Annotated in this window: 23 protein-coding genes; 9 read left to right on the forward strand and 14 right to left on the reverse strand. The window is 65.8% G+C overall.

Annotated elements, in window-relative coordinates; translation table 11 throughout:
• Nucleotides 1-2: 2 nt before the first annotated feature.
• A complete protein-coding gene (locus HMP09_RS00290; protein WP_176498690.1) occupies nt 3-455 on the reverse strand; it encodes a GatB/YqeY domain-containing protein in 453 nt (150 codons plus the stop codon).
• A gap of 140 nt (nt 456-595) precedes the next feature.
• On the opposite strand from HMP09_RS00290, the gene HMP09_RS00295 reads away from it, so the two are divergent.
• The 5 genes from HMP09_RS00295 (at nt 596) to HMP09_RS00315 (ending at nt 7,149) form a co-directional block, all read left to right on the forward strand.
• Complete coding sequence (locus HMP09_RS00295; RefSeq protein WP_176498691.1) at nt 596-1,918, forward strand: carbamoyl phosphate synthase small subunit; 1,323 nt, start codon at nt 596-598, stop codon at nt 1,916-1,918.
• Nucleotides 1,915-2,607, forward strand: a complete 693-nt coding sequence (locus HMP09_RS00300; RefSeq protein WP_176498692.1) for a hypothetical protein — start codon at nt 1,915-1,917, stop codon at nt 2,605-2,607. The genes HMP09_RS00295 and HMP09_RS00300 overlap by 4 nt, the downstream gene beginning before the upstream one ends.
• A complete protein-coding gene (carB, locus tag HMP09_RS00305) occupies nt 2,607-5,939 on the forward strand; it encodes a carbamoyl-phosphate synthase large subunit (RefSeq protein ID WP_176498693.1) in 3,333 nt (1,110 codons plus the stop codon). The genes HMP09_RS00300 and carB overlap by 1 nt, the downstream gene beginning before the upstream one ends.
• A 77-nt stretch (nt 5,940-6,016) precedes the next feature.
• Nucleotides 6,017-6,493 carry a transcription elongation factor GreA gene (gene greA, locus HMP09_RS00310; RefSeq protein WP_128453260.1) on the forward strand — a complete coding sequence of 159 codons (477 nt, stop codon included), beginning with the start codon at nt 6,017-6,019 and terminating at the stop codon, nt 6,491-6,493.
• 5 nt (nt 6,494-6,498) lie between these two features.
• On the forward strand, nt 6,499-7,149 hold the full coding sequence (locus HMP09_RS00315; RefSeq protein WP_176498694.1) for a rhomboid family intramembrane serine protease: 651 nt from the start codon (nt 6,499-6,501) through the stop codon (nt 7,147-7,149).
• A gap of 173 nt (nt 7,150-7,322) precedes the next feature.
• Here the strand turns inward: HMP09_RS00315 and HMP09_RS00320 are convergent, their stop codons facing one another.
• The 5 genes from HMP09_RS00320 to HMP09_RS00340 all read right to left on the reverse strand — a co-directional run bounded on the left by HMP09_RS00320 (nt 7,323) and on the right by HMP09_RS00340 (nt 9,303).
• The gene (locus tag HMP09_RS00320) at nt 7,323-7,553 is read right to left on the reverse strand and encodes a DUF4170 domain-containing protein (RefSeq protein WP_055878470.1); all 231 of its coding nucleotides are present in this window, start codon (nt 7,551-7,553) and stop codon (nt 7,323-7,325) included.
• Between the two features lie 79 nt (nt 7,554-7,632).
• Nucleotides 7,633-8,100, reverse strand: coding sequence for a hypothetical protein (locus tag HMP09_RS00325; RefSeq protein ID WP_176498695.1), 468 nt, complete (start codon nt 8,098-8,100; stop codon nt 7,633-7,635).
• 69 nt (nt 8,101-8,169) lie between these two features.
• Nucleotides 8,170-8,442 (reverse strand): phosphatase, encoded by a 273-nt coding sequence (locus HMP09_RS00330; RefSeq protein ID WP_176498696.1) that lies wholly within the window; start codon nt 8,440-8,442, stop codon nt 8,170-8,172.
• Nucleotides 8,439-8,789 (reverse strand): phage holin family protein, encoded by a 351-nt coding sequence (locus HMP09_RS00335; protein ID WP_232090485.1) that lies wholly within the window; start codon nt 8,787-8,789, stop codon nt 8,439-8,441. The genes HMP09_RS00330 and HMP09_RS00335 overlap by 4 nt, the downstream gene beginning before the upstream one ends.
• A gap of 4 nt (nt 8,790-8,793) precedes the next feature.
• A complete protein-coding gene (locus tag HMP09_RS00340; protein WP_176498697.1) occupies nt 8,794-9,303 on the reverse strand; it encodes a hypothetical protein in 510 nt (169 codons plus the stop codon).
• A gap of 142 nt (nt 9,304-9,445) precedes the next feature.
• On the opposite strand from HMP09_RS00340, the gene eno reads away from it, so the two are divergent.
• Both eno and HMP09_RS00350 read left to right on the forward strand, forming a co-directional pair.
• Entirely contained in the window at nt 9,446-10,726 is a 1,281-nt protein-coding gene (gene eno / locus HMP09_RS00345) for a phosphopyruvate hydratase (RefSeq protein WP_176498698.1), read from the forward strand.
• Between the two features lie 25 nt (nt 10,727-10,751).
• A complete protein-coding gene (locus HMP09_RS00350) occupies nt 10,752-11,078 on the forward strand; it encodes an FtsB family cell division protein (protein WP_056410961.1) in 327 nt (108 codons plus the stop codon).
• Between the two features lie 97 nt (nt 11,079-11,175).
• On the opposite strand, the gene HMP09_RS00355 is transcribed toward HMP09_RS00350, so the two are convergent.
• Nucleotides 11,176-12,000 (reverse strand): alpha/beta fold hydrolase, encoded by an 825-nt coding sequence (locus HMP09_RS00355; protein ID WP_176498699.1) that lies wholly within the window; start codon nt 11,998-12,000, stop codon nt 11,176-11,178.
• A 124-nt stretch (nt 12,001-12,124) separates the two neighbouring features.
• Between HMP09_RS00355 and HMP09_RS00360 the strand changes: the two genes are divergently transcribed.
• Complete coding sequence (locus HMP09_RS00360; RefSeq protein WP_176498700.1) at nt 12,125-13,867, forward strand: DUF885 domain-containing protein; 1,743 nt, start codon at nt 12,125-12,127, stop codon at nt 13,865-13,867.
• Nucleotides 13,868-14,131: 264 nt separating this feature from the next.
• Here the strand turns inward: HMP09_RS00360 and HMP09_RS00365 are convergent, their stop codons facing one another.
• A complete protein-coding gene (locus HMP09_RS00365; RefSeq protein WP_176498701.1) occupies nt 14,132-15,526 on the reverse strand; it encodes an MFS transporter in 1,395 nt (464 codons plus the stop codon).
• A 148-nt stretch (nt 15,527-15,674) separates the two neighbouring features.
• Between HMP09_RS00365 and HMP09_RS00370 the strand changes: the two genes are divergently transcribed.
• Nucleotides 15,675-17,804, forward strand: coding sequence for a prolyl oligopeptidase family serine peptidase (locus HMP09_RS00370; protein WP_176498702.1), 2,130 nt, complete (start codon nt 15,675-15,677; stop codon nt 17,802-17,804).
• Nucleotides 17,805-18,039: 235 nt separating this feature from the next.
• On the opposite strand, the gene HMP09_RS00375 is transcribed toward HMP09_RS00370, so the two are convergent.
• From HMP09_RS00375 to HMP09_RS00400, 6 genes are all read right to left on the reverse strand, one after another.
• Nucleotides 18,040-18,591 carry a glycine zipper 2TM domain-containing protein gene (locus HMP09_RS00375; RefSeq protein WP_176498703.1) on the reverse strand — a complete coding sequence of 184 codons (552 nt, stop codon included), beginning with the start codon at nt 18,589-18,591 and terminating at the stop codon, nt 18,040-18,042.
• Between the two features lie 77 nt (nt 18,592-18,668).
• On the reverse strand, nt 18,669-18,956 hold the full coding sequence (locus tag HMP09_RS00380; RefSeq protein ID WP_176498704.1) for a hypothetical protein: 288 nt from the start codon (nt 18,954-18,956) through the stop codon (nt 18,669-18,671).
• Nucleotides 18,957-19,072: 116 nt separating this feature from the next.
• Nucleotides 19,073-19,366 (reverse strand): DUF1330 domain-containing protein, encoded by a 294-nt coding sequence (locus HMP09_RS00385; protein WP_176498705.1) that lies wholly within the window; start codon nt 19,364-19,366, stop codon nt 19,073-19,075.
• 52 nt (nt 19,367-19,418) lie between these two features.
• Entirely contained in the window at nt 19,419-21,341 is a 1,923-nt protein-coding gene (locus HMP09_RS00390; RefSeq protein ID WP_176498706.1) for an alpha-L-fucosidase, read from the reverse strand.
• A gap of 19 nt (nt 21,342-21,360) precedes the next feature.
• On the reverse strand, nt 21,361-23,658 hold the full coding sequence (locus HMP09_RS00395) for a GH92 family glycosyl hydrolase (protein WP_176498707.1): 2,298 nt from the start codon (nt 23,656-23,658) through the stop codon (nt 21,361-21,363).
• Entirely contained in the window at nt 23,655-25,085 is a 1,431-nt protein-coding gene (locus HMP09_RS00400; RefSeq protein ID WP_176501484.1) for a glycoside hydrolase family 125 protein, read from the reverse strand. Before HMP09_RS00400 ends, HMP09_RS00395 begins: the two co-directional genes overlap by 4 nt.
• Nucleotides 25,086-25,096: the final 11 nt, after the last annotated feature.

Below are 25,096 nucleotides of genomic sequence, written 5' to 3' on the forward strand. Positions count from 1 at the left end.
ATTTACGCCAGCGCGGCCTTCACCAGCCCGCTCGCCTTGCTCATGTCGAGCTCGCTGGCGTGGCGTGCCTTAAGCTCTGCCATCACGCGGCCCATGTCCTTCATGCCGGTCGCGCCGAGCTCGTCCTTGATCTTGAGGATCGCCGCGGTCGTCTCCGCCTCGTTCATCTGTGCAGGCAGGAAGCGTTCGATCACCGCGACCTCGGCGGCCTCGGCGTCGGCGAGTTCCTGGCGGCCGCCGTTCGAAAACATTTCGATCGACTCGCGGCGCTGCTTGACCATCTTCTGGAGCACCTCGACGACCAGCGCGTCGTCGCTCTCGGGGGCCTTGCCGGTGCGCGCTTCGATGTCGCGGTTCTTGATCGCGGCCTGGATCAACGAGATAGCGTTGCGGCTCGTCTTGTCGCCGGCCTTCATGGCGGTCAGCTGCGCAGCCTTGATGTCGTCGCGAATCATGTACTGGTCTTTCAGGCGGTTCGGGATAGCCCGACGGGATAGCGCGTCCGCCGCCCGTTTAACAGATTGACGCTGCGGCACGCCGGCCTTAGCGGACACCACTTAGCGACATCGTCAACGTAAAGAGAGTGCCCAGCCTGATGGCCGACGCCCAGCCTACACCCATGTCTTCGGCAAAGCCTGCCGGCGCCACCGGCGTGCTCGTCCTCGCCAATGGCGACGTGATCTGGGGTCGCGGGTTCGGCGCGGAGGGCCATGCGGTCGGCGAAGTGTGCTTCCACACCGCGATGACCGGCTATCAGGAAGTGCTGACCGATCCGTCCTTCGCCGGGCAGATGATCTGCTTCACGTTTCCGCACATCGGCAATGTCGGCGCGAACCCCGACGATATCGAGGCGGACGATCCGCACGCGCTCGGCATCATCGTCCGCGAGGACGTGACCGAGCCGTCGAGCTTCCGCGCCGTCGAGGGACTCGATGGCTGGATGAAGCGGCATGCGCGGATCGGCCTGTCGGGGATCGACACGCGCGCGCTGACGCGCCGGATCCGGGTTGCGGGGGCGCCAAATGGGGTGATCGCGCATGCGGCGAATGGCGAGTTCGACGTGGCCGCGCTGCTGGCGATGGCGCAGGGCTGGCCGGGGCTTGAGGGGATGGACCTCGCCAGGGATGTGTCGACCGCGATGCATTATGGCTGGGGTGACAAGACACCGGGCGGCACGTGGAAGCTCGGCTTCGGCTATGGGGATAGCTCGCAGGCGGAGGGCGGTGCTTCTGCTCCCCTCCCGCTTGCGGGAGGGGTCGGGGGAGGGGCTGACCAATCAGCGCCGACCCCGCCTGAGGCCATGCCCTCCCCCGACCCCTCCCGCGATGCGGGAGGGGAGCAGAAGTCGCGCCCGCATGTCGTCGCGATCGATTACGGCTCGAAGCGCAACATCTTCCGCAACCTCGTTGCCGCCGGGGCGAAGGTGTCGGTCGTGCCGGCCACCGCCACCTATGACGAGGTGATGGCGCTCGCCCCCGACGGCATCTTCCTGTCGAACGGCCCGGGCGATCCCGCCGCGACCGGCGACTATGCCGTGCCGGTGATCCGCCAGCTGCTCGAGACGGGCAAGCCGCTGTTCGGCATTTGTCTGGGCCACCAGTTGCTCGGCCTCGCGGTCGGCGCGACCACGACCAAGATGTTCCAGGGCCACCGCGGCGCCAACCACCCGGTCAAGCGCCTCGCCGATGGTGTGGTCGAGATCACCAGCATGAACCACGGCTTTGCCGTCGAGCGCGGGAGCCTGCCGGAGAACGTCCGCGAGACGCATGTGTCGCTGTTCGACGGGTCGAATGCGGGGCTGGAACTGACCGACAAGCCGGCGTTCAGCGTTCAGTATCACCCGGAGGCGAGCCCCGGGCCGCAGGACAGTCTGTATCTGTTCGAGCGGTTCGTGAGGTCGTTAGGTCAAGGGAAGTGAAGTTTTCCGATTTTGAAAACGAGCTGCTCGTTGCGATTTATAACGAATCACATTCGCGCCCGAATGAGACAATAAGCTCTGGCGAGATACTTGATTTGTACCCCCTTCAATGGCGTGAAGGTTGGGTGCATCAAGTCGTTAATGATTTCGGAAATAGGGGGTATATCTACGGCAAGGGCGTTTTTGGCGACGAACGAAGTCAGCCCTTGCGGTTGAAAGCCGCGGGCATGCGAGAAGCAGAGCGTCTTGAAGAAAGCGGTGTTTCGATTTTCCGAATGGAGAGGCCAGAGCAGGCATTGACGTCGTCAGCGGCGTACCCGCCCACCGAGATACAAGAGCAATCGGCCCCGGCTTCTGACAGGTTGGTTAGTTTTGATCACAACCTGCCTGAATATATTGATATAGTTGATCAGCTAGCTTCCGTTGCTGAGAGCATCCGGGGCGCGAATGACTTTGAATTAAACGAGTTGGAGCGAAGCCGGATTACATTCGGCATCTCTGCTGCTCAGCAGCTTTGGAGCGCCTTTCAGCTCAAAGCGATTCAGATCAAGGTTGGCGTCATTATGGCTGTAGAGGATGCCGCGAAAGCGCTGGGATCTAATGCAAAAGCTACCGCGGCTGCTCTACTTGTCGATACAATTAAGGCCTTTGTGAAAAATCACTGCGGCATCGATTTGGACCACATATAATGCCAAAACGCACCGACATCTCCTCGATCCTCGTCATCGGCGCAGGACCCATCGTCATCGGTCAGGCGTGCGAGTTCGATTATTCGGGCACGCAGGCGATCAAGGCGTTGAAGGAGGAGGGCTATCGCATCGTCCTCGTCAATTCGAACCCCGCCACGATCATGACCGATCCCGAGCTGGCCGACGCGACCTATGTCGAGCCGATCACGCCGGCCATCGTCGCCAAGATCATCGAGAAGGAGCGGCCGGACGCGATCCTGCCGACGATGGGGGGGCAGACCGCGCTCAATACCGCGCTCGCGCTGTTCCATGACGGTACGCTGGAGAAGTTCGGCGTGACGATGATCGGGGCCGATGCCGATGCGATCGACATGGCCGAGGACCGGCTGAAGTTCCGCGATGCGATGGACCGGATCGGGCTGGAAAGCGCGCGCTCAGCGATCGCACATAATCTTGAAGAAGCCTTGGAAGGGCTTGAGAAGACGGGGCTTCCGTCGATCATCCGGCCGAGCTTCACGATGGGCGGTTCGGGCGGCGGCATCGCCTACAACCGCGAGGAGTTCATCGCGATCGTCCGCAACGGGCTCGACCTGTCGCCGACCACCGAAGTGCTGATCGAGGAATCGCTGCTCGGCTGGAAAGAATATGAGATGGAGGTGGTGCGCGACCGCAAGGACAACGCGATCATCATCTGTTCGATCGAGAATGTCGATCCGATGGGCGTTCATACCGGCGACTCGATCACGGTCGCGCCGGCGCTGACGCTGACCGACAAGGAATACCAGATCATGCGCAACGCATCGATCGCGGTGTTGCGCGAAATCGGGGTCGAAACAGGTGGGTCCAACGTGCAGTTCGCGGTGAATCCGAAGGACGGCCGGCTGATCGTCATCGAGATGAACCCGCGCGTGTCGCGCTCGTCGGCGCTGGCGTCGAAGGCGACCGGCTTCCCGATCGCCAAGGTCGCGGCGAAGCTGGCGGTTGGGTACACGCTCGACGAGATCGAGAACGATATTACGGGCGCCACGCCGGCCGCGTTCGAGCCGACGATCGATTATGTCGTGACGAAGATTCCGCGGTTCGCGTTCGAGAAGTTCAAGGGCGCGTCGAGCACGCTCGGCACGGCGATGAAGTCGGTCGGCGAGGTTATGGCGATCGGGCGTAACATCCACGAGTCCATGCAGAAGGCGTTGCGCGGGCTCGAGACGGGGCTGAGCGGCTTCAACCAGGTCGATCATCTGGTCGGTGCGCCGCGGGCGGAGATCGAGGCGGCGCTGGCGATGGCGACGCCGGACCGGTTGCTGGTGGCGGCGCAGGCTTTGCGCGAGGGCTTCACGGTCGCTGAGGTGCATGCGATCGCCAAGTATGATCCGTGGTTCCTGGAGCGAATCGCCGAGATCATCGCGGCCGAGGCCGAGGTGATGAAGGACGGCCTGCCGATCGACGCGACCGGCATGCGGCGGCTGAAGAGCATGGGGTTCAGCGACAAAAGGCTCGCGTGGCTGGCGCTGCAATCGGCGAACCTGCGCGGGATGAACCGCGGGATTGCGCGCGGGTCGGGGCTGATCCACGAGGTGGTCAAGGCGATGACCGGCGGCGTGACCGAGGACGAGGTGCGCGCGCACCGCGTGAAGCTGGGCGTGCGGCCGGTGTTCAAGCGGATCGACACCTGCGCGGCGGAATTCGATGCGAAGACGCCGTATATGTATTCGACCTATGAGGCGCCGAGCTTCGGCGAGCCCGAGAACGAGTCCGAGCCGACCGACCGGAAGAAGATCGTCATCCTCGGCGGCGGGCCGAACCGGATCGGGCAGGGGATCGAGTTCGATTATTGCTGCTGCCATGCGTGCTTCGCGCTGGCGGATGCGGGTTATGAGACGATCATGGTCAACTGCAACCCGGAGACCGTGTCGACCGATTACGACACCAGCGACCGGCTGTATTTCGAGCCGCTGACTGCCGAGGACGTGCTGGAGATCCTGCATGTCGAGCAGCAGAACGGGACGCTGGTGGGCGTGGTCGTGCAGTTCGGCGGGCAGACGCCGCTGAACCTCGCGCGCTCGCTGGAGGCGGCGGGGATTCCGATCCTCGGGACGACCCCGGATGCGATCGATCTGGCGGAGGACCGCGAGCGGTTCGCGGCGCTGATCACCAAGCTGGGGCTGTTGCAGCCGGCCAATGGCCTTGCGCGGAGCCGGGACGAGGCGGTCGCGGCGGCGGAGCGGATCGGCTATCCGGTGCTGATGCGGCCGTCCTACGTGCTGGGCGGGCGGGCGATGGAGATCGTCGATACGCTGGGGCAGCTCGAACATTATATCGCGACCGCGGTGCAGGTGTCGGGCGATTCCCCGGTGCTGATCGACCAGTATCTGCGCGATGCGATCGAGGTCGATGTCGATGCGATCTGCGACGGGACAGATGTGGTGGTCGCGGGCGTGTTGCAGCATATCGAGGAAGCGGGCGTCCATTCGGGTGACTCTGCGTGCTCGATCCCGCCTTACTCGCTGTCGGCGGAGATCATCGCCGAGATCGAACGTCAGACGGTCCTGCTGGCGCATGCGCTGTCGGTCGTGGGGCTGATGAACATCCAGTTCGCGGTGAAGGACGGCCTGGTCTACCTCATCGAGGTGAACCCGCGTGCGTCGCGCACCGTGCCGTTCGTCGCCAAGGCGATCGGCGCACCCATCGCCAAGATCGCCGCGCGCGTGATGGCGGGTGAGAAGCTGAAGGACCTGCCGCCGATCGACCGGCATATCCCTTATTATGCGGTGAAGGAGGCGGTGTTCCCCTTCAACAAGTTCGCTGGCGTCGACCCAGTGTTGTCGCCGGAAATGAAGTCTACCGGCGAAGTCATGGGAATCGATCCCGATTTCACGATCGCGTTTGCCAAAGCGCAGCTCGGCGCGGGGACGATCCTGCCGACCAAGGGCAATGTGTTCGTCAGCGTGAAGGACGGCGACAAGGCGATGATCGTCGAGGCCGTGAAGGCGTTGATCGACACCGGCTTCAAGATCGTCGCGACCGGGGGTACCGCGGATCACCTCGCGCGTGCGGGTCTTGCGGTGGAGAAGGTCAACAAGGTCGCGCAGGGACGGCCGCATATCGTCGACCGGATCAAGGACGGCGATATCGCGCTGATCTTCAACACGACCGAAGGGTGGCAGAGCTTGCAGGACTCGCAACCGATCCGCGCGTCGGCGCTCGGCCAGCGTATTCCGTACTTTACGACGGCGCCCGCTTCACTCGAGGCGGCGAAGGCGATCGCCAAGCTTTCCACGCACAGCCTTGAAGTACGGCCCCTGCAATCCTATTATTCGCAGTCGCACAACTGATCCCGACATAAGCGCGTGATGTGCGGGCGGGGTCGTAGAACGGCCCCGCGCGGGGTAATGGATTTGGGGACGAGATGATGGCGACCGTCGAAAAGATGCCGATGCTGCAGGAAGGCTATGAGACGCTCAGTGCGGATCTCAAGCGCCTGAAGGCCGAACGTCCGACGATCGTCGACGCGATCGAAGAGGCACGCGCGCATGGCGATCTGAGCGAGAACGCGGAATATCATGCCGCGAAGGAGCGGCAGGGTCAGGTCGAGGCATCGATCTCCGACATCGAGGACAAGCTGTCCCGCGCGCAGATCATCGATCCGAAGGACCTGTCGGGCGACAAGGTGGTGTTCGGCGCCACCGTCACTCTGCTCGACGAGAACGACAAGCCGATCAAATATCAGATCGTCGGCCAGACCGAGGCGAACGCCAAGACCGGCCGCATCTCGTACAATTCGCCGCTGGGCCGCGGGCTGATCGGGCGCAAGCTCGACGAAGAGGTCGAGGTCACGGTGCCTGCCGGCGAGCGGTACTACGTCGTATCCAAGATCGAGTTCATCTGACCGATATGAAGTTTTTCGAGACGCGGGCGACGGCGATCATCACGATCGTGACGGTCATCGTCTCGGGATTTCTGGTGCTGAGCGGGTCGCTGCCCTACTGGGCGGTGAACGCCGGGTTCATCCCGTTGCGGGTGACCGAGTTCGGTATTCCCAGCGATCATATGTTCGTGGTCCCCGCGTGGGCGACGCCGCTGACGGCGACGTTGCTCCATGGCGGCTGGGCGCACATCGCGCTGAACCTCGTGATGCTGGTCTATTGCGGGCAGTTCGTCGAGCGGGCGCTTGGGACTGTCGGGTTGGTCGTATTGTACGGGCTTGGCGCGTATGCGGCCGCCGCCGGGCACTGGGCGTTTGGGCCTGAGTCCGTCGCGCCGATGATCGGGGCTAGTGGCGCGATCTCGGCGGTGGTCGGTGCGTATGCACTGTTCTATGGCGAGCGCCGCGCCAAGGCGATCGGGCCGGTGCCGGCTGGCGTCGTGCATGTCGCCTGGTTGGCAGCGGCCTGGATCGGGATCCAGTTGCTGATGGGGCTGGCCGGGTTTGGCGCGTCCGTCGGCGCGAGCGGGCCGATCGCGATCGGCGCGCATATCGGCGGGTTCTTGGCGGGGCTGGTGCTGGCTCGACCGCTTTTGCTGTGGCGGTACCGCGCCGCCTGAAGTTTAGGCGCGGGTTCTACCACGCGACCGTTGTCCTATTTTATCTCGTCTTCCTGACGAAAGTCAGGATCCAGGGTTTCAGGCGATGCCGCTCTTGGCTCTGGATCCTGACTTTCGTCAGGATGACGGGGGTCTGGTACGGTAACGTGTGCGTTGGTCGTACGACGCGGGATTTACGCTGCGGTCTGGCCTGGCAGCGTTGGCTCGAGCATCCGGTGCAGATGCACGACCACGAACTTCATCTCGGCATCGTCGACCGTGCGCTGCGCTGCAGCACGCCAGGCCTTTTCGGCACTGGCATAGTCGGGGAAAACGCCGACGAATTCGATCTTGCTCAGATCGTTGAAATCCAGGGTGCGCGGGTCGCTGACGCGGCCGCCGAATACGAGGTGGAGCTTGCTCATGCGCTGCTTGTCCTTGGGAGGGAGGTTGCAGGTGCCCTAGCGTGTTCGACCCGCGCTTTGAACCCTTTGCCGGTAGCTTTTAGACGGCAGGCTTTTGCGAAACGGCCTTCGCACCTGCGGTACCCGCGGTGGTAAGCGCCTTGACGACGCCTTCGAGCAGCCCGCGTGCCTGGCCGCGCGCGTTGTCCTTGGTCAAGCCGAGCTCGCCCAGCTCCGACTGGCCGGCAGCTTTTGCGGCAGCGGTGGCAGCGACGACGGTCTCGCTCAAACGCTTACCGACGGGAGCGAGCAGTTCCTTCTCGCGCGCCGAACGTGGGAGCAGCGCGCCAGCAAGAGCACCGACGGCGAGGCCGCCGACGAGAATGCCAAGCGGGTTGGATTCGAGGTTGTTGACGACACGCTTGGTCTGCTCGCGCGAGACTTCGAGAACCTCGGAGGCCTTGTCGCCGGCATCGTGATACACCTTCGACGCGGTCTCGCGTACGGTGTCGAGGCCGTCGCGGACCCGGTTTTCGGTTTCGTGGATATTGGTCTTTGCGTCGGTCATGGGACGGTCCTTCTAATGGCAAGCTGCTCGTCTTTAAACGCGAGCCGGGACTTCATGGTTTCAAGGCTTTCAGCGGCCGCGGCGAAACAGGCCGACGATCCGGTGACGGGCAAGGAATAGCCCAGCGACCGCGGCAAAGCCCGCCGTGGGCCCCGGATTGCGCTTCACCGTCTCGACGCTCGCGGTCAGCGCGGCGGTGCCGGCATCGGCGACGTCGCGGCTGGCGTTAAGCGCGAGCTTCCTGGGATTGAGGCGATCCTGCAGCTGCCCGATCGTCATCATGACGCGCTGGCGGGCGAGGGCGGCTTCGATCTCTGCGGCGGCGACTTTGGCGGATGTCATGATGCGGGCTCGCTCTTGGTCTGAAGCTTCGACTTGCCGATCATCGCCAGGATGCCGGCAAGTGCCAGCACCGCAACGACGACGATCACGGTCGACCATCCAGGCCCTACCAGCGTTGCCAGCGTCAAGATCGCACCGACCAGCAGTGCGATCAGCGCGGCCAGCGCCAACACGCCGGCGACCGCGAAAAACATCGCCGCCGACTTGTACGCAGTCGCGGTCTCGCCGAACTTCGCCTTGTAGACAGCGACTTCCGCCGTTGCGAGGCTCCGCGTCTCGGTCGCCAGCCGGCCGACGATCGACGAAAGGCTTTCGTCGTCGCCGGTCAGCATCACAGGGTCGGACAACGCGTCAGCCCTTCGAGTTGGCGTCGACGCCCGACTGTACCAGTCGAGCGATGACGAACCCCACGGCCGCGGCCGCGCCGACCGCGATCGCCGGCGACTTGCGGACCAGTTCGCGCGCATCGTCGACGAGCGCGTCGATGTCCTTGGCCTTCACCTGGTCGGCGAACCCCGTGACGCTGTCGGCGGCGCTACGCGCATAGGTACCGTATTGCGACCCGAGCTTATCGTCGACCTGACCGGCGGCGTCGTTGAGCAACTGCGCGATCTGATCGAGCGCGGTGCCGGCGCGCGCCTTGCCGTCCTCGGCAAAGGTGCGCGCCTTGTCGGCGGCCTGTGCGGTGTACTTGGTCGCGCCGTCCTTGATCGCCTGCTTGGCGTCGGCGGTCTTGCCCGAGAGATCGCCGGTGCCGGTCTCGCCGATCTTGGTATCGATCGTCTTGCCGAGCTCAGTCCCGACGTCGTTCGTGGTCGTTTTCAGGTCGTTGACGGTGTCGTTTACGCTGGAGTCGGCCATGACGGTCCCTTTCAGAATTGTTACGCCCTCAACACCGCCGCCGAAGCGCGGTTCCCGACGTGCGCGCGATTGCCCGCAATGATGCTAGGCGATAGAGGCGGCGCGAACGGCCCGGCATCGGGATTTGTAGGAGCATCGTTACATGACCGCAATCATCGACCTTCATGCACGCCAGATCCTCGACAGCCGTGGCAATCCGACCGTTGAGGTCGACGTGCTGCTCGAAGACGGCAGCTTCGGCCGTGCGGCGGTCCCATCGGGCGCGTCGACCGGCGCACACGAGGCGGTCGAGCGCCGCGACGGCGACAAGACCCGCTGGGGCGGCAAGGGCGTCGACGGCGCGGTCGACGCGGTCAACGACGAGATCACCGACACCGTGCTTGGCATGGATGCGGAGGACCAGTCGGACCTCGATCGCGCGATGATCGAGCTCGATGGGACCGAGAACAAGGGCCGGCTGGGCGCGAACGCGATCCTGGGCGTCAGCCTCGCAGTCGCCAAGGCGGCGGCGGAAGCGCGTGGTCTGCCGCTGTACCGCTATGTCGGTGGCGTGCAGGCGCATCTGCTGCCGGTGCCGATGATGAACATCATCAATGGCGGCGAGCATGCCGACAACCCGATCGATTTCCAGGAATTCATGATCGTGCCGGTCGGCGCGTCGAACATCCTCGAAGCGGTGCGCTGCGGCTCGGAAATCTTCCACACGCTGAAGAAGGGCCTGAGCGAGAAGGGCCTGTCGACCAGCGTCGGCGACGAGGGCGGTTTCGCGCCCAACATCGGCAGCACGACCGAGGCGCTCGACTTCATCATGTCGAGCATCGAGAAGGCCGGCTACAAGCCCGGCGAGGACGTGATGCTCGCGCTCGATTGCGCGGCGACCGAATTCTACAAGAACGGCAAGTACGACATCTCGGGCGAGGGCCGGATCCTCGAGAGCGCCGAGATGGCCGAGTATCTCGCCGACCTCACGCGCCGCTACCCGATCTTCTCGATCGAGGACGGCATGGGCGAGGACGATTGGGAGGGCTGGAAGATGCTCACCGACCTGATCGGCGACAAGGTCCAGCTGGTCGGCGACGATCTGTTCGTGACCAACCCGAAGCGCCTGAAGCGCGGCATCGAGGGCGGCTATGCGAACTCGCTGCTGGTGAAGGTCAACCAGATCGGTACGCTGACCGAGACGCTGGAAGCGGTGTCGATGGCACAGCGCGCCACATACACTGCGGTGATGTCGCATCGGTCGGGCGAGACGGAGGATTCGACGATCGCCGACCTCGCGGTCGCGACCAACTGCGGCCAGATCAAGACGGGCAGCCTGGCGCGGTCGGACCGGTTGGCCAAGTACAACCAGCTGATCCGGATCGAGGAAGAGCTGGGCGACGCGGCGCGTTACGCGGGCCGCGACATCCTGATCGGCGGCTGATACGCTCACCCCTGCGGAGGACGACATGGCACGCGTGACGACGAAGACCAGCAAGCTGCGGAAGACGATGCGCAAGGCCGCCTGGCCTGCGCTGGGGCTGACGCTGATGGCCTTTTTCGGCGCGTATGCCGTGCTCGGCCCGAACGGCATGTTCGCCTATGGCGATTACAAGCGCCAGCTTGCCAAGCGCGAGCAGGATTACGCCGCGCTCGATCGCCGGCGCGAGGTGTTGAAGAACCGGGTGGCGTTGCTCAATCCGGATCATGCGAACCCGGACATGGTGGACGAGATGGTCCGCAAGGAACTCAACGTCGCTCACCCGGACGAGGTGATTGTCCCGCTGGGGAATTGACACGTCGTCGTCCTGGACTTGATCCAGAATCCAGAGCCACCTGCAATATCGCGCATGGCTCTGGATCCTGACTTTCGTCAGGATGACGAAGGGCGATTTACCGGCCCAGGAATGTCAGTAGGTCGTTGGTGAAGCGGTCGCTCTCCGTGACGGTCAGGCCGTGCGGCGCGCCGTCATATTCGACGAGCTGCGAGCCCGCGATGCCCTTCGCCGCGGCGCGGCCGGTCGCGTCGATCGGCACCGTCTTGTCGCTCGTCCCGTGGACGATCAGCGTGGGCACGCGGAACGCCGCAAGGTCGCCGCGGAAGTCGGTGTGGCCGAACGCCTCCGCACACCGCAGCGTCGGATGCAGACCCGCCTGCATCGCCAGGCCCCAGGCCCAGTCGACGACTTCGTCGCTGACCGGCGAAGTGATGAAGCCGACACCGAAGAACTGCTGAAGGAAGGTCTTGAAGAAGGCCGGGCGATCGTCCTCGATCCCCGCGCCGATGCCTGCGAGCGTCTGCTCGTCGACGCCGTCGGGATTGTCGTCGGTCTTGAGCATGTACGGCACGACCGACGCGATCAGCCCGGCCGCAACCACCCCCTTGCCGTCATGGCGGCTCATGTAGCGCGCAATCTCGCCGCCACCCATCGAGAAGCCGACGATCGTTGCGTCGGTGTTCGCGCCCGTCGCTTCCATCACATCGGCCAGATCATCGGTGAGCGTGTCGTAGTCGTAACCGGTCCACGGCTGGCCCGACCGGCCGAACCCGCGGCGGTCATAGGCGATCGCGCGGAAGCCGGCCTGCGCGAGCGCCATCGCCTGCGCGTCCCAGCTGTCGGCGTTGAGCGGCCATCCATGCGTGAGGATGACCGGGCGTCCGCTTCCCCAGTCCTTGACGTAAATATCTGTACCGTCACGGGTTTTTATATAGGGCATGGAGCTCTCCGGTCTGTTGAGGCAGATGTACATCCAACGGCTCATCGCGAGGGCCGTTCCGCACGCTGGCGTACCGACACTTCGACTGGCAGCATGGTACCAGACGAATCGGATTGGAGACAGGATGCGGATCGGACTTCTGACGACGGCGCTGGGCGCCGTACTTGCGCTCGGCGCATGTGGGCCCGCGCAGACCGCGTCGAATACGCAGGCCGTGGCGGCTGCACCGACGCCGGTCGCGGCGAGCGATTGGGCGGGGTTCCGCGACGGCTTTATCGACGGCTGGTTCAAGATCGATCCCGCCAATGCGGTCTATCAGGGCAAGCACGAGTATGACGGCGGGCTCGGCGACTGGAGCGCCGCGGGGCTGAAGCGGCAAGCCGACTTCCTGCACGCTGCGATCGACAAGGCGGGGACGTTCAAGGACCTGAAGCCGACCGAGGCGTTCGAGCGTGACTATCTGGTGCAGGTCGCCAAGGGCAAGCTGTTCTGGCTGGAGGATGCGGATCAACCGCATCGCAATCCCGCATGGTATGTCGGCGCGGGGCTCGATCCGAACGTCTATATCGCGCGCAACTATGCCGATGCGCCGACCCGGATGAAGGCGCTGACCGCGTTCCTGCAGAGGATCCCGGCGGCGACGGGCAACATCAAGGCGAACCTCAAGACGCCGATGCCGCTGAGCTTCGTCAACTATGGTGCCGCAGCGTTCAACGGCTTTGCGGACTATTATTCGGGCGACGCGGTGAAGGCGTTCGCGAGCGTCAAGGATGCGGCGGCGCAGAAGCAGCTGAGCGATGCGGCGCAGGCGGCGTCGAAGGCGATGCGCGATCTGGGCACATGGACCGAAGGGCAGCGCGCGACCGCGACGCAGGACTTTGCGCTGGGGGCAGACATGTTCGCGCGGATGGTCGCGATGACCGAGGGCGTGGATACGCCGCTCGACCAGCTCGAGGCGGCGGGTGTCGCTGATCTGAAGCGCAACCAGGCGGCGCTGGCGCAGGCGTGCGGCGTGTTCGCCAAGGGGCAGACGATCCGCGCGTGCATGGACAAGATGAACGCGAACAAGCCGGTCGGCGGGCCGGTCGCGGAGGCGCGGCGGCAGATCCCGAGCTTGCGCAAGTTCGTGGTCGATCATGACCTGCTGACGATCCCGGGGACCGAGCAGGCGCTGGTCGAGGAATCACCGCCCTATAACCGGCAGAACTCGGCGTATATCGATCCGCCCGGACCGTTCGAGAAGGGCGTGCCGTCGATCTACTATATCTCGCCGCCCGATCCGAGCTGGACCAAAGCGGTGCAGGACGCGTTCGTGCCCGGCAAGAACGACCTGCTGTTCACGTCGGTGCACGAGGTCATGCCGGGGCATTTCGTCCAGTTCCTGCACGCGAACCGGTCGCCGTCGCTCTTCGGGCGGCTGTTCGTCGGCTATGCGTTTGCGGAAGGGTGGGCGCATTACGCCGAGGAGATGATGTGGGAAGCGGGGCTCAATAACGGGGACCCGGAGACGCATGTGGGCCAGATCTCGAACGCGTTGCTGCGCGATTGCCGGTATCTGTCGGCGATCCGCATGCACGCCAAGGGGATGACGCAGGATCAGTCGTTCCGGATGTTCGTCGACGAATGCTATCAGGACGAGGGCAATGCCCGGCAGCAGGCGGCGCGCGGGACGTATGATCCGGCGTATCTGAACTACACGATGGGCAAGCTGATGATCCGCAAGCTGCGCAGCGACTGGACTGCGAGCCGGGGTGGGCGGAAGGCGTGGAAGGCGTTCCACGACCAGTTCCTGAGCTATGGCGGCCCGCCGATCCCGCTGGTGCGAGCGGCGATGATGGGGGAGGCGAAGGCGAGCGCTGCGTTCTGATTTTGGGGCGCGCGGTTATTTTAGCACCACCCCGGCGCAGGCAGGGGTCCAAGTGGAAAGGCTGCCGTAACGGCGGACTTCGTTCCGTTATTACCGTCCCCCATTTGGGCCCCGGCCTTCGCCGGGGTGGGGTATGTTGTTTGGCGCGATCGCGCTGCAAACCAAGCTTGTGTCCGCGCGAAGGCGGGGACCCAGACTGGGCACCCGCCTTCGCGGGTGAACATTCTTCTTCTCCCTCTCCCCGGAGGGGAGAGGGAGAAGCGGTCACCGCGTCTGTTGCGCGGGTTGGACGTCCTGGGTTTCCTCGGTCGGCGGGTTGCGGATTGAGGGGCGGAGGCGGCTTAGGCTGCAGAGGCCTGCCACCAGCGCCAACCCGGCGGCCACCAGCGGGGGCGTCGTGCCCGCGCCTACGCCCATCGCCAGCAGCGCCGCGACCAGCGTAGCGCCAGTGGTTTGCCCCACCAGCCGCACCGTCGAGACCAGCCCACCCGCCGCCGCCGCGCGTTCGCGGGGGGCCGAGCCGATGATCAGCCGCGCGTTCGGCGCCATGAACATCCCGAACCCCGATCCGCACAGCGCCATCCGCCATGCGATATCGAAATACCCCAGATCCGCCGGCATGAACGCAAGCAGCAGCAACGCGGAGATCGAAATGCTCATCCCGATCCCTCCGAGCAGCCCGGCGGGATAGCGATCCGACAACCACCCCGACAGCGGCGCCACGACCATGTTCGCTAGCGGCCATGGCGCGATCGCCGCGCCGACCTCCGCCGCTGAAAACCCGTAGGCGTGCGTCAACCGGAACGGCGTCGACAGCAGCAGCGTCATCTGTGCGATGAACGCGGTGTACGCCCCGATTGCCGATAGCGCGAGCACGGGCCGGGCAAGCAGGTCGATCGGGAGGATCGGCTTGGTCTCGCCCTGCTCGCGCTTGACGAAGAACCAGCCGATCACCGCGCCGGTCAGGACGATCGCGGCCGAGACGATCGGGCTGTCGCCGTGCACCGCGCTTTCCGCACCGCCGATGACGAGACCGATCATCGCCGCGCACATCACGGCGCCGAGCACGTCGAACGGCTCGTCATGCTTGCGCGGCTCCGGCAGCGCGCGACCGAGCACCAGACTGGCGATCGCGAACGGCACGGCGCTGGCGAACACCCAGGGCCAGGGGGCAATCGCGAGCACGAGCCCGCCGATCGTCGGTGCGAGGGCCGCGGAACTGGAGACGACGACCGAGTTAATCCCGAGCCCGCGGCCAAGTTGCTTGGCGGGATAGATCGAGCGGATCAGCGCCGACGAGACGCTCAGCGCGGCCGCTGCACCCAACGCCTGCGCGGCGCGGACGACGAGCAGGAAGGGCAGGCTCTTCGCGAAGAAACACAGCAACGTCGCGACCGTGAAGAGCAACTGGCCATATTGGTACATGCGCTTCAAGCCGATGCGGTCGCCGAGCCCCGAGAAGGGGAGCAGCGCCATCGCCAGGATCAGCTGGTACACCGTGACGACGGTCACCACCGCGCTGCTGCCGACGTCCAGGTCGCGCGCGATCGTCGGCAGCGCGACGGTGGCGATGCCGCCGTCGATGATGGTGAGCGCGGTGCCCGCCGAGATCGCGGCGATGGCAATGAAGCGGCGGGGTTTGGGCAGGCCGTCCTGCATGTTTAACACCTTGTTTCGTCACCCCGACTCTTCGACTCAGCTCAGGAGAGCCTTGTTCCGGGGACCACCGTGCCGCACACTCGCGGCGGTTCGCTATGCGGATCGGTGGACCCCGGAACAAGTCCGGGGTGACGTTAAGGAGTTGGGCATGCGTGGTTTCTCGCTTTCGGCCGTAGCAACGTTGCTTGCAGGGACCGCCGGCCTTGCGAGCGGCACCGCGCTCGCCCAAGTCGCACCGATGACCAAAACGAACACCACCGCCGACCCGTATATCTGGCTCGAGGACAAGGACGGTGCGAAGCCGCTCGCCTGGGTCGAGGCGGAGAACGCGAAGACGCTCCCGCGGCTGCAGAACGATCCGCGCTACAAGACCTTCCTTGCCGAGGCGCTGGCGATCGCGTCGGCGAAGGACCGCATCCCGATGCCCAACCAGATGTTCGGGCGGATCTACAATTTCTGGCGCGATGCCGATCATCCGCACGGGCTGTGGCGCTGGACGAGCGCCGCCGACTATTCGAGCGCGACCCCGAAATGGACGACCGCGCTGGACCTGGATGCGCTGGGCAAGGCCGAGGGCAAGCAATGGGTCTGGAAGGGCTCGACCTGCCTCCAGCCCGAGGAGCGGCTGTGCCTGGTCGCGTTGTCCGAGGGCGGCGAGGACGCGGTCACCTATCGCGAGTTCGACCTGTCGACCGGGGCGTTCGTCGCCAATGGGTTTACGCTGCCGACGTCGAAGCAGGATGCGACATGGGTCGACAAGGATACGCTGTTGGTCGCGCGCGACTGGGGCGCGGGGACGACGACGCAGTCGGGGTACGCGTTCGTGCTGAAGCAGGTGAAGCGCGGCCAGCCACTGACCGCAGCGACCGAGGTGTACCGTGGCGCGGCGACCGACCAGGGGCCAACCGGCGCGGACGTGCTGACCGACGAGAAGGGCAATCGGCTGGTCGTGATCCAGCGGCGCAAGACGTTCTTCGGCGCGGACAAGCTGGTGTGGACGCCGGCGGGCACGCGGCCGCTCGCGCTGCCCGATCGGACGTTTCCATCGGGGATGATCGACGGGCAGGTGATCTTCTCGACCAGCGACCCGTGGGGCAGGATCCCCGAGGGGGCGGTTGCGTCGGCACCGCTGTCCGAGGTCGAGAAGGGCACGATCAACCCGACGATCGTGTTCGCGCCGGGGCCGCGCCAGTCGGTCGACGGGATGGCGCTGACTCGGTCGAAGCTGTTGCTGGTGGTGTCGGACAATGTGCGCGGCCGTGCGTCGGTCTACACGCATGGGGCGGGCGGCTGGACCGCCAAGCCGATCGCGCTGCCCGACAATGCTTCGATCGATGTGGCGAGCACGACCGATCGCAGCGACGACGCGTATCTGACCGTGACGGGGTTCCTGACGCCGACCTCGCTCTATTCGCTGGATGCGGCGACGGGCGCCGCGCCGAAGCCGATCAAGACGCTGCCGCCGAAGTTCGATGCGTCGAACGACGTGGTCGAGCAGTTCGAGGCGACCTCGCCCGACGGGACGAAGGTGCCGTATTTCGTGGTCCACAAGAAGGGCATCGTGCTCGACGGCACCACGCCGACGATCATGACGGCGTATGGCGGTTTTCAGGTGTCGATGACGCCGAGCTATTCGGGAAGCACTGGCAAGCTGTGGCTGGAGCGGGGCGGCAGTTACGTGCTCGCCAATATCCGCGGCGGCGGCGAGTTCGGGCCGAAGTGGCATGACGCCGGGCGGAAGACGAAGCGGCAGGTGATCTATGACGACTTCGCGGCGGTGGCGAAGGACCTGTTTGCGCGCAAGCTGACGAGCCCTGCCAAGCTCGGCATCTATGGCGGGTCGAATGGCGGGCTGCTGATGGGCGTCGAGTTCAACCAGCATCCGGATTTGTGGAAGGCGGTGACAATCCAGGTGCCGCTGCTCGACATGATCCGGTATGAGGGGATTGCCGCGGGCGCGTCGTGGGTCGACGAATATGGGTCGGTGACGGTGCCGGCGGAGAAGGCGTTCCTCGAAAAGATCTCGCCCTATCAGAACATCAGGAAGGGCGTCGCGTATCCCGAGCCCTATATCTGGACGACGACCAAGGACGACCGCGTCGGGCCGCAGCATGCGCGCAAGTTCGCGGCGCGGCTGAAGGAATATGGCCTGCCGTATCTATATTACGAGGATACCGCCGGCGGGCATTCGGGCGATGCCGATATCGAGCAGGGGGCTCGGTTGCAGGCGTTGCAGATGACGTATTTCACGCAGAAGCTGGTTGGGCCGGCGAAGTAGGATGCCCTGTACTGTTCTCCCGCGAAGGCGGGAGCCCAGGGTTACAGGCGTTGCGGCCCGTAACCCTGGACCCCCGCCTCCGCGGGGGAACGGCTAGTCTGCTCGGTCGCGCGGATCAGCGGCCGCGGACCTGTCCGTGCCCCCGTCATCCTGGACTTGATCCAGGATCCAGAGCCACGAACGACCTCGCGCGCGGCCCTGGATCCTGACTTTCGTCAGGATGACGGCGGTTGCATCACCGGCAGCGGACCTGGTTGTTGCTCTGCTCCACCGCACGGCCGGCGAGGCCACCGGCCGCGGCGCCGAGCAACGAACCGACGATCCGCGAACGGCCGCCGTCGATCACGTTGCCGAGGATGCCGCCGCCTGCGGCACCGATGATCAGCCCGGTCGTGCCGTCGTTGCGCTTGCAGTAATATTTGCCGTCCTGCCCCGCATAGACGCGGTCGTTGGTCGCAAGCGTGCGCTCCTGATAGTTCGGCCCCGCGCGATAATAGCGCGACGGATCGTAATTGCCTTCGTCGCGCTCGTCCGGATAGGCGTCCTGATAGCCGCCGCTGCGATCGGGCGCGGTGCGGTAGCCGCCCTGTGGCGCATAGCCGCCACGGTTGCCGCGGACCGACTGGTAGCGATCGAATTCCTGGCGGAAGATCTGCAATTCGCTGTCGAGGCGCGACTGTGCGGCGGCAAAACGGGCGTCGTCGGCACTGCTCTGCGCGGCGGCGGGGGTGGCAGCGGAGAGGCAGGTGGCGGCGATCAGTGCTGCCGTACCGAGAATGCGCTTCATGATCCGGGTCCTTCTAAAGGGTCACAACGAGAGCGGGCGGCAACATCGTGCCACCGCCCGCCCGATTTCAAGAGGTATCAGCGGCAGATCTGCACGCGGCGGTTGTGGCGCCATTCGGTGCGGCAGCGACGATTGTTGTTCCAGTTGCGACGATCATGGTCGCGACCACGGTAGCGGCGGTTGTCGTGACGATCGCCGCGGTGGTCGTTGCGGCGATAATCGCGGCGGTCGCCACGATGGTCGCCCCGGTGGTCGTTGTCGCGGTATTGCTGGCTGTACCCGCGCTGCGCTTCGGCAGGAGCGGCAGCGCCGAGGCCGAGCGTCGCGAAGGCCAACCCGGCGGCGATGAGATGCGTAAACTTCATGAGATGTCCTCTCGAACCCGACAATCGGGATGCGCCGTTGATACGGCTATAGAGAGACATCGTTCCTGAACGGGGTTGTCGGCTGGCGTACAGGTTCGGTGCGCGCCAGCCGGAGATCAGCCGGCGAGGCCCTCGATCACGAACACGCGGTAATCGGCACCTTTCAGACGGTGCTGCAACGCGTCCTGATAGGCGGGGCTGTCATACCAGGCATGCGCCTCGGCCACGTCCGGGAATTCGAGGATCACGGCGCCGTCGACGGCTGGACCCTCGAGCGTCTCGACCGCGCCGTAGAACGCCAGCGGCGTCAGCGTGCGGCCTTCGCGAGCCAGGGGTGCCTTAGCCTGATAGTGTTTCATCTCGGCGGCATCGGTGATCTCGTTGCGCACGAATACGACATAGGCGGTCATCGCGATTCTCCTTCTGCGGGGGCGGGGCGGGGGCTAATATAGCCTGTGCCCGTCACATTGCGCCTGGTTTCGGCCTGAACGCGCCGAGGCCGGCGATCGCCAACCGTTGCGCGGGGATCGCCGTCTCGGCGAACGAGAACCGCAGGAAGCGCGCGGAGGTCGGTCGGGCGAAGGCGATGCGCTGGGCGGCGAGTGCATAGGCGATGTTGGGAAGTTCGCCCTTGGCGATGTCCTGCCAGGTCTTGCCGTCGGCGCTCGCCTCGACGCGGTAGCCCTTGGGCGGGGCGGTCTTCGCCATCACCGCGCGGGACGGGACCAGGACGAAGCCGGCGAGCGTCTCGGTCGCGCCGAGGTCGATCGTGACCGAGGCGGGCGTGCCGGGCGCAGGCGCGGGCATGGTCCAGGCGGTGGCGCTGTCGTCGTCGAGCAACGCCTTGGCGCCCGGCGCGGTCGCGGTGACGATCGACCAGCGGCTGGCGACGACAATCGTCGAATCGGTGTTGCGGACGGGTGCGACCGGAGCAGGCGCGACCTGCCGGAACAGTGCGACTTCGCTGATCGCGGGGCAGGCGGTGCCTTCGAGGATCCGCAGACGAAGGCGGCGGGGGGCGATCGGCTGCGGCAGGCGGACGATGCGCTGCGGACCGATCCCCGAATGCTCGGCGAGCGTGCGCCACTGTCCGCCGATTTCGGCGTCGATCGCGAACCGCGTCACGCGGACGCCGAGCGGGAGATACTCGCGCAGGCGGATGAGGTCGAACGATCGGCCAGGCGGAAGGTCGAGCGTCAGTGTCGGGGTGGTGACCGCGTCGGGCGTCGACCAATAGGTTTCGCGGTTGCCGTCGAGCACCGTGTTCGCGGCGTAGCTCTTCCCGCGAACATGGCTGGCCGAGGCGACCGCACCCTTTGCGAGATCGGTGGCGAAGGTCGCGGCCTGCGCCGTGCCGAATGACTTCAGCGTCTCTACGTCGATATCTGCGAGGCGACCGCGGCGATCCGGCGGCAGGTTGAGGTTGAGGTTGGTGCCGCGACCGACCGACTCGTCGTACAGCTTGAGCAGGCGTCCGGGCGTCTTGACCTTCGAATCCTCGTCGGCGTGATAGAACCAGCCGGGCCGGATCGAGACGTCGGTTTCCGCCGGCCACCAGAGCGGCGCGCCGCGCACGCCCGAATTGCCCTCGGACTGGACATAAGGGTGGTTCGGCATGGTGGGCCAGCACGGATCGCCGGCGACGCCGTCCTCGTTCCCGACCCAGCGCAGGTCGGCGCCGAGCGGGTCGAAGGTGCACGCCATCGGCTGATGCTGGTGGACCAGCGCGACGATCGACGGCCAGTTATAATATTTGGGCGCGTCGATCTTCCGCGTGTCGCGCGCGCCGCCATAATAGCCATCGCCGCCGTTCGCGCCGTCGAACCAGAACTCGAACAGCGTGCCGTAGCGCGTGCAGAGCTCGACGACCTGCTTGCGGAAATACTCGACATAGGCCGGGCGGCCATATTCGGCGTGGTTGCGATCCCAGGGCGAGAGATACAGCCCGAAATCAAGCCCGGCGCGACGCGTAGCGCGCTCCATCTCGCCGACGATGTCGCCCTTGCCGTCCTTATAGGGGCTGTTGCGGATGCAGTGTTCGGTCAGCATCGTCGGCCAGAGACAGAAGCCGTCATGATGCTTGGCGGTCAGGATGATGCCGCGCATCCCGCCGGCCTTTGCCGCGGCGACGATCTGGTCGGGCGAGAAGTCGGTCGGGTTGAAAAGCTTGGGATCCTCGTCGCCATATCCCCATTCGCGATCGGTGAACGTGTTGATCGAGAAATGGACGAACGCATATTGCTCGCGCGCATGCCAGGCCAGCTGGCGCTTCGACGGTGTCGCGCCCCAGGGCCTTGGCGCGGCATCGCGGCCGGCACCGATCGCGGGCGTGGAAGTGGCGGCAAGACCCGAGGCGAGCAGCAGGCGGCGGGAAACTTCGGTCATCATCGTCTCCGGGAAAAGCTCAGGCAGCGGGCTGGCCGAACGAGGGCGGTCGGTCGGTCAGCTTGGCGCCGAATGCAGGGTTCGGCGTTGCGGACATCGTGAAGCGGAGCGTGCCGCCCGCCGCGAGATCGGCGTGGGAGATCCAGCTCTTGGTCCACGGCTTGCCGTTCCACTGGACCGCCGCGACGTAGGGCGTGTCGGCGCGGTTGCCGGGTGCGTCGACGACCAGCTTGCGGCCCTTGCCGACATGGACTTCGGCGCGGGCGAACAGCGGCGAGCCGAACACGTAGACGGCCGCGACCGGATCGACTGGGTAGAAACCAAGCGCGGACATCACGAACCACGCGCTCATCTGGCCGCAATCGTCGTTGCCGATGATTCCGTCGGTCGCGTTGCGGTACATCGTGTCGAGCAGCTTGCGGACCAGCGCCTGCGTCTTCCACGGCTGGCCGACATAGGCGTAGAGATAGGGCACGTGCTGGTCGGGTTCGTTGCCGTGCGCATATTGGCCGAGCAGCCCGGAGATGTCGGGCGGCGCGTCCTTCGGCAGCGTCGACGGCGCGGCGAACAGCGCGTCGAGCCTGCCCGCGAACTTCGCGTCGCCGCCGAAATGCGCGATCTGGCCGTAGAGGTCGTGCTGGTTCAGGAACGTGGTCTGCCAACCATTCGCCTCGGTGAAGTCGCGGTAGCGCTTGGTATGGCTGAGCTGGATGGGGTCGTAGGGCGTCAGCCAGCTGCCGTCGGCGAGCTTGGGCCGCGCCAGGCCGATCGTCGGATCGAGCACGTTGCGGTAGTTACGGCTGCGCAGACGCAGGCGATCGGCGTCCTCGGTGGCACCGGCCTTGCGCGCGAGCGTCGCCATCGCCCAGTCGTCATAGGCGTATTCCTGGGTCCGGCTGACCGACTCGTCGACGACGTCCGCGGGCAAATAGCCACGCTCGATATACGTGCCGCGTGCGCGACTGTTGACCAGATCGGGGGCGGCGGGATCGAACGCGCGCGTACGGATCGCGGGCCATGCCGCGGCATAGTCGGCGTCGATGCCCTTGGCGGCTGCCTCGGCCATGATCGCGACCGCGTGCCAGCCGATCATCGTGCCGGTCTCGACCCCCTGGAGTGGCCAGCAGGGCGGGCCGTACGCGCTTTGCTGCGTCTGGCGGATCAGGTCGCGGACCAGCGATTTGGCGCGATCGGGCGCGACCAGCGTCAGCAGCGGGTGGAGCGTGCGATACGTGTCCCAGGTCGAATAGGTGCTGTACGCCTGCTCGCCGGCGGGCACGCTGTGGACCTCGCGATCGAGCCCGACATAGCGACCGTCGACGTCGGAGAAGAGCGTCGGCGCGATCATCGCGTGATAGAGCGCGGTGGTCATGATCACGCGGGCATCGTCGGTGCCGCCCTCGACCTTCACGACCTTGAGCGTGTCGGCCCAGTTCCGGATCGCCTGGCGGCGCGCGACGTCGAACTCGCGGAAATAGGACGCGGCGAGGTTGGTGCGGGCGCCGGCCAAATCGACCGCGGAGACGGCGGTGCGGACGACGATCGGCGCGGCGCCGGCGTTGTCGTAATGCAGCACCGCGCGGACGCGGTCGGCGGTGACGATCGCGCCGTTGACGCTTTGTGTACCAGCGTAGAGCGTGATCCGGTCAGGCTTTGGTGAAACGTGCATCGCGAAATGGATGCGGCGGCCCTTCGCCCAGCGAAACGTCCGGCGGCTGCCGGTGAGCGTGCCGTCGGTATCGAGTTCGATCCGGCTATCGTCGATCAGCGGACCCTCGCCGGGGCGGCTGTCGCGGTAATTGCCGAGATCGATCAGGAGATGGCCGGGGCCGGCGGGGAAGTGATGACGCTGCCACCCGACACGCGTCTCCGCGGTCAGTTCGGAGCGGACGCCGTTGCCGAGTGTGACGGCGTAATAGCCGGGCTCGGTGACTTCCTGCGTATAGGTCTGGCGATAGCCTTCGCCGGGCTTGTCGGGGGCGCCTGGCAACAGTCTGACCGCGCCGCGACCGGGGACGACCAGAACGTCCATCAGGTCGGCAATGCCGGTGCCCGACAGATGCGTGTGCGAGAAGCCCATCATGGTCGGGTCGCCGTGATGATAGCCCGAGCAATTCGCCCAATTCTCGGTATCGGTGTCGGGGCTGACCTGGACCATCCCGAACGGCATCGTCGCGCCGGGATAGGTATGGCCGTCGCCGCCGGTGCCGATCCAGAGGTCGGGCTTGGCCTGTGCCGAGCGTGCGGCGACAGGGATTGCGCCGGCGATCGCCAGCGCTCCGCTGGAGCCGAGCAGGGCGCGTCGTGTGATCGTCATAAGGCGCTCGCCAATAGTGCGGGGCGGGTGTTCGCAAGCTGAACGATCAATTCCCCGAACAGCCCGTTGGCCCAAGCGAACCAGGCGCGGGTGAACTTGGCGGGATCGTCCTTGTCGAACGCCTCGTGGATGAAGCCGGTGTCGGCATCGGTGTCGCGCAGCATGCGCAAGCACGCGCGGACCGTCGCGTCGTCGGCGCCGGACAGCGCCCGAACGATCAGCGACATCGGCCAGATCTGGCCGAGCCCGACATGCGGTCCGCCGATGCCCTCCGCCTTTGTGCCCTTGAAGAAATACGGGTTTGCGTCGCTCCAGGCGGCCTGCGCCGTGCGGCGCCAGAGCGGATCGGTGGCCGGGACGCAGCCCATATAGGCGAGCGCGGAGAGCGACGGCACGTTGGCGTCGTCCATGAAGACCGCGTTGCCGAAGCCGTCGACCTCGAACGCCCAGACCTCGCTACCGTCGCGCAGGCGCATCCGGCCGTGCGCGACCAGGGCCGCCTCGACTTCGGTGGCAAGCGCAGTCGCATCGGCGGCGAGCGCGGTGTCGTGACGCGCTTCGTTCGCGACGACCGCGAGTTCGCGCAGCGTCGTGACCGCGAACAGGTTGGACGGGATCAGATACGGATAGAGGCAGGCGTCGTCCGAGGGACGGAAGCCGCACTGGATCAGGCCGTTGGGCTTGGCGGGGTTGCCCCAGCCTTCCAGTGCCATCGTCTCGGTGTTGCGGTTCGAGGACCGCAGGAAGCTGTAGGGGCCACGGCCGTCCTTGCGCTGCTGCTCGCGGTAGGTGCGGATGCTCGCGCGCGCTGCCTCGGCCCAGGTCGCGTCGAACGGCGTCGCGTCGCGCGTCGCCTGCCAATAGCCGTATGCGAGGCGCATCGGATAACAGAGCGAGTCGATCTCCCATTTGCGCTCCGCGACGCCGGGCTTCATCACGGTCTGGTCCGTCAGCGCCCAGCTGAGGTCGGTCTTCGCGGTCGGGCTTTCCATGAACGCATTGGCGTAGGGGTCGATCAGGATCGAACGCGACTGGCGGGCGATCAGGCCGCGGAACAGCGTGCGCAGCGCGGGATCGTCGCGGACGAGGTGGAGATACGGACGGACTTGTGCGGAGGAGTCGCGGAGCCAGAGGCAGGGTATGTCGCCGGTGATGACGAACGCATCGGGGGCGCCACCGATGGTCGACATGCGGACGGTGGTGTCGAGCGTGTTCGGGTAGCAGTTGCCGAACATCCAGCGGAGCTTCGGGTCGCCGATCCGGGCCGAGACACGCGCGATCTCGCGTTCGACCGAGCGGCTGGTGAAGTTGCGGTCGGCAAGTGCGGGGCGCTTGCTCGGCAGCGAGGGGCGGGCGGCGAAGGCGGGTGTGCCGACGAGCGCTAGGCCCCCGGCGACGCCGCCGGCCATGACGGCGCGGCGGTCCATGTTCGAGCCGC

Origin of the sequence: Sphingomonas sp. HMP9 (assembly GCF_013374115.1) — a bacterium.
Classification (GTDB): domain Bacteria; phylum Pseudomonadota; class Alphaproteobacteria; order Sphingomonadales; family Sphingomonadaceae; genus Sphingomonas.

Bases quoted from the DNA above. Each gene is read 5' to 3' on its own strand.
- eno (WP_176498698.1), top strand. From the start codon at position 9,446: ATGACCGCAATCATCGACCTTCATGCACGCCAGATCCTCGACAGCCGT.
- HMP09_RS00370 (WP_176498702.1), top strand. From the start codon at position 15,675: ATGCGTGGTTTCTCGCTTTCGGCCGTAGCAACGTTGCTTGCAGGGACC.
- HMP09_RS00395 (WP_176498707.1), bottom strand. From the start codon at position 23,658: ATGACGATCACACGACGCGCCCTGCTCGGCTCCAGCGGAGCGCTGGCG.
- HMP09_RS00340 (WP_176498697.1), bottom strand. From the start codon at position 9,303: ATGGCCGACTCCAGCGTAAACGACACCGTCAACGACCTGAAAACGACC.
- HMP09_RS00350 (WP_056410961.1), top strand. From the start codon at position 10,752: ATGGCACGCGTGACGACGAAGACCAGCAAGCTGCGGAAGACGATGCGC.
- HMP09_RS00380 (WP_176498704.1), bottom strand. From the start codon at position 18,956: ATGAAGTTTACGCATCTCATCGCCGCCGGGTTGGCCTTCGCGACGCTC.
- HMP09_RS00360 (WP_176498700.1), top strand. From the start codon at position 12,125: ATGCGGATCGGACTTCTGACGACGGCGCTGGGCGCCGTACTTGCGCTC.
- HMP09_RS00375 (WP_176498703.1), bottom strand. From the start codon at position 18,591: ATGAAGCGCATTCTCGGTACGGCAGCACTGATCGCCGCCACCTGCCTC.
- HMP09_RS00390 (WP_176498706.1), bottom strand. From the start codon at position 21,341: ATGACCGAAGTTTCCCGCCGCCTGCTGCTCGCCTCGGGTCTTGCCGCC.
- greA (WP_128453260.1), top strand. From the start codon at position 6,017: ATGGCGACCGTCGAAAAGATGCCGATGCTGCAGGAAGGCTATGAGACG.
- HMP09_RS00355 (WP_176498699.1), bottom strand. From the start codon at position 12,000: ATGCCCTATATAAAAACCCGTGACGGTACAGATATTTACGTCAAGGAC.
- HMP09_RS00365 (WP_176498701.1), bottom strand. From the start codon at position 15,526: ATGCAGGACGGCCTGCCCAAACCCCGCCGCTTCATTGCCATCGCCGCG.
- carB (WP_176498693.1), top strand. From the start codon at position 2,607: ATGCCAAAACGCACCGACATCTCCTCGATCCTCGTCATCGGCGCAGGA.
- HMP09_RS00290 (WP_176498690.1), bottom strand. From the start codon at position 455: ATGATTCGCGACGACATCAAGGCTGCGCAGCTGACCGCCATGAAGGCC.
- HMP09_RS00330 (WP_176498696.1), bottom strand. From the start codon at position 8,442: ATGACATCCGCCAAAGTCGCCGCCGCAGAGATCGAAGCCGCCCTCGCC.
- HMP09_RS00400 (WP_176501484.1), bottom strand. From the start codon at position 25,085: ATGGACCGCCGCGCCGTCATGGCCGGCGGCGTCGCCGGGGGCCTAGCG.
- HMP09_RS00295 (WP_176498691.1), top strand. From the start codon at position 596: ATGGCCGACGCCCAGCCTACACCCATGTCTTCGGCAAAGCCTGCCGGC.
- HMP09_RS00320 (WP_055878470.1), bottom strand. From the start codon at position 7,553: ATGAGCAAGCTCCACCTCGTATTCGGCGGCCGCGTCAGCGACCCGCGC.
- HMP09_RS00385 (WP_176498705.1), bottom strand. From the start codon at position 19,366: ATGACCGCCTATGTCGTATTCGTGCGCAACGAGATCACCGATGCCGCC.
- HMP09_RS00325 (WP_176498695.1), bottom strand. From the start codon at position 8,100: ATGACCGACGCAAAGACCAATATCCACGAAACCGAAAACCGGGTCCGC.
- HMP09_RS00315 (WP_176498694.1), top strand. From the start codon at position 6,499: ATGAAGTTTTTCGAGACGCGGGCGACGGCGATCATCACGATCGTGACG.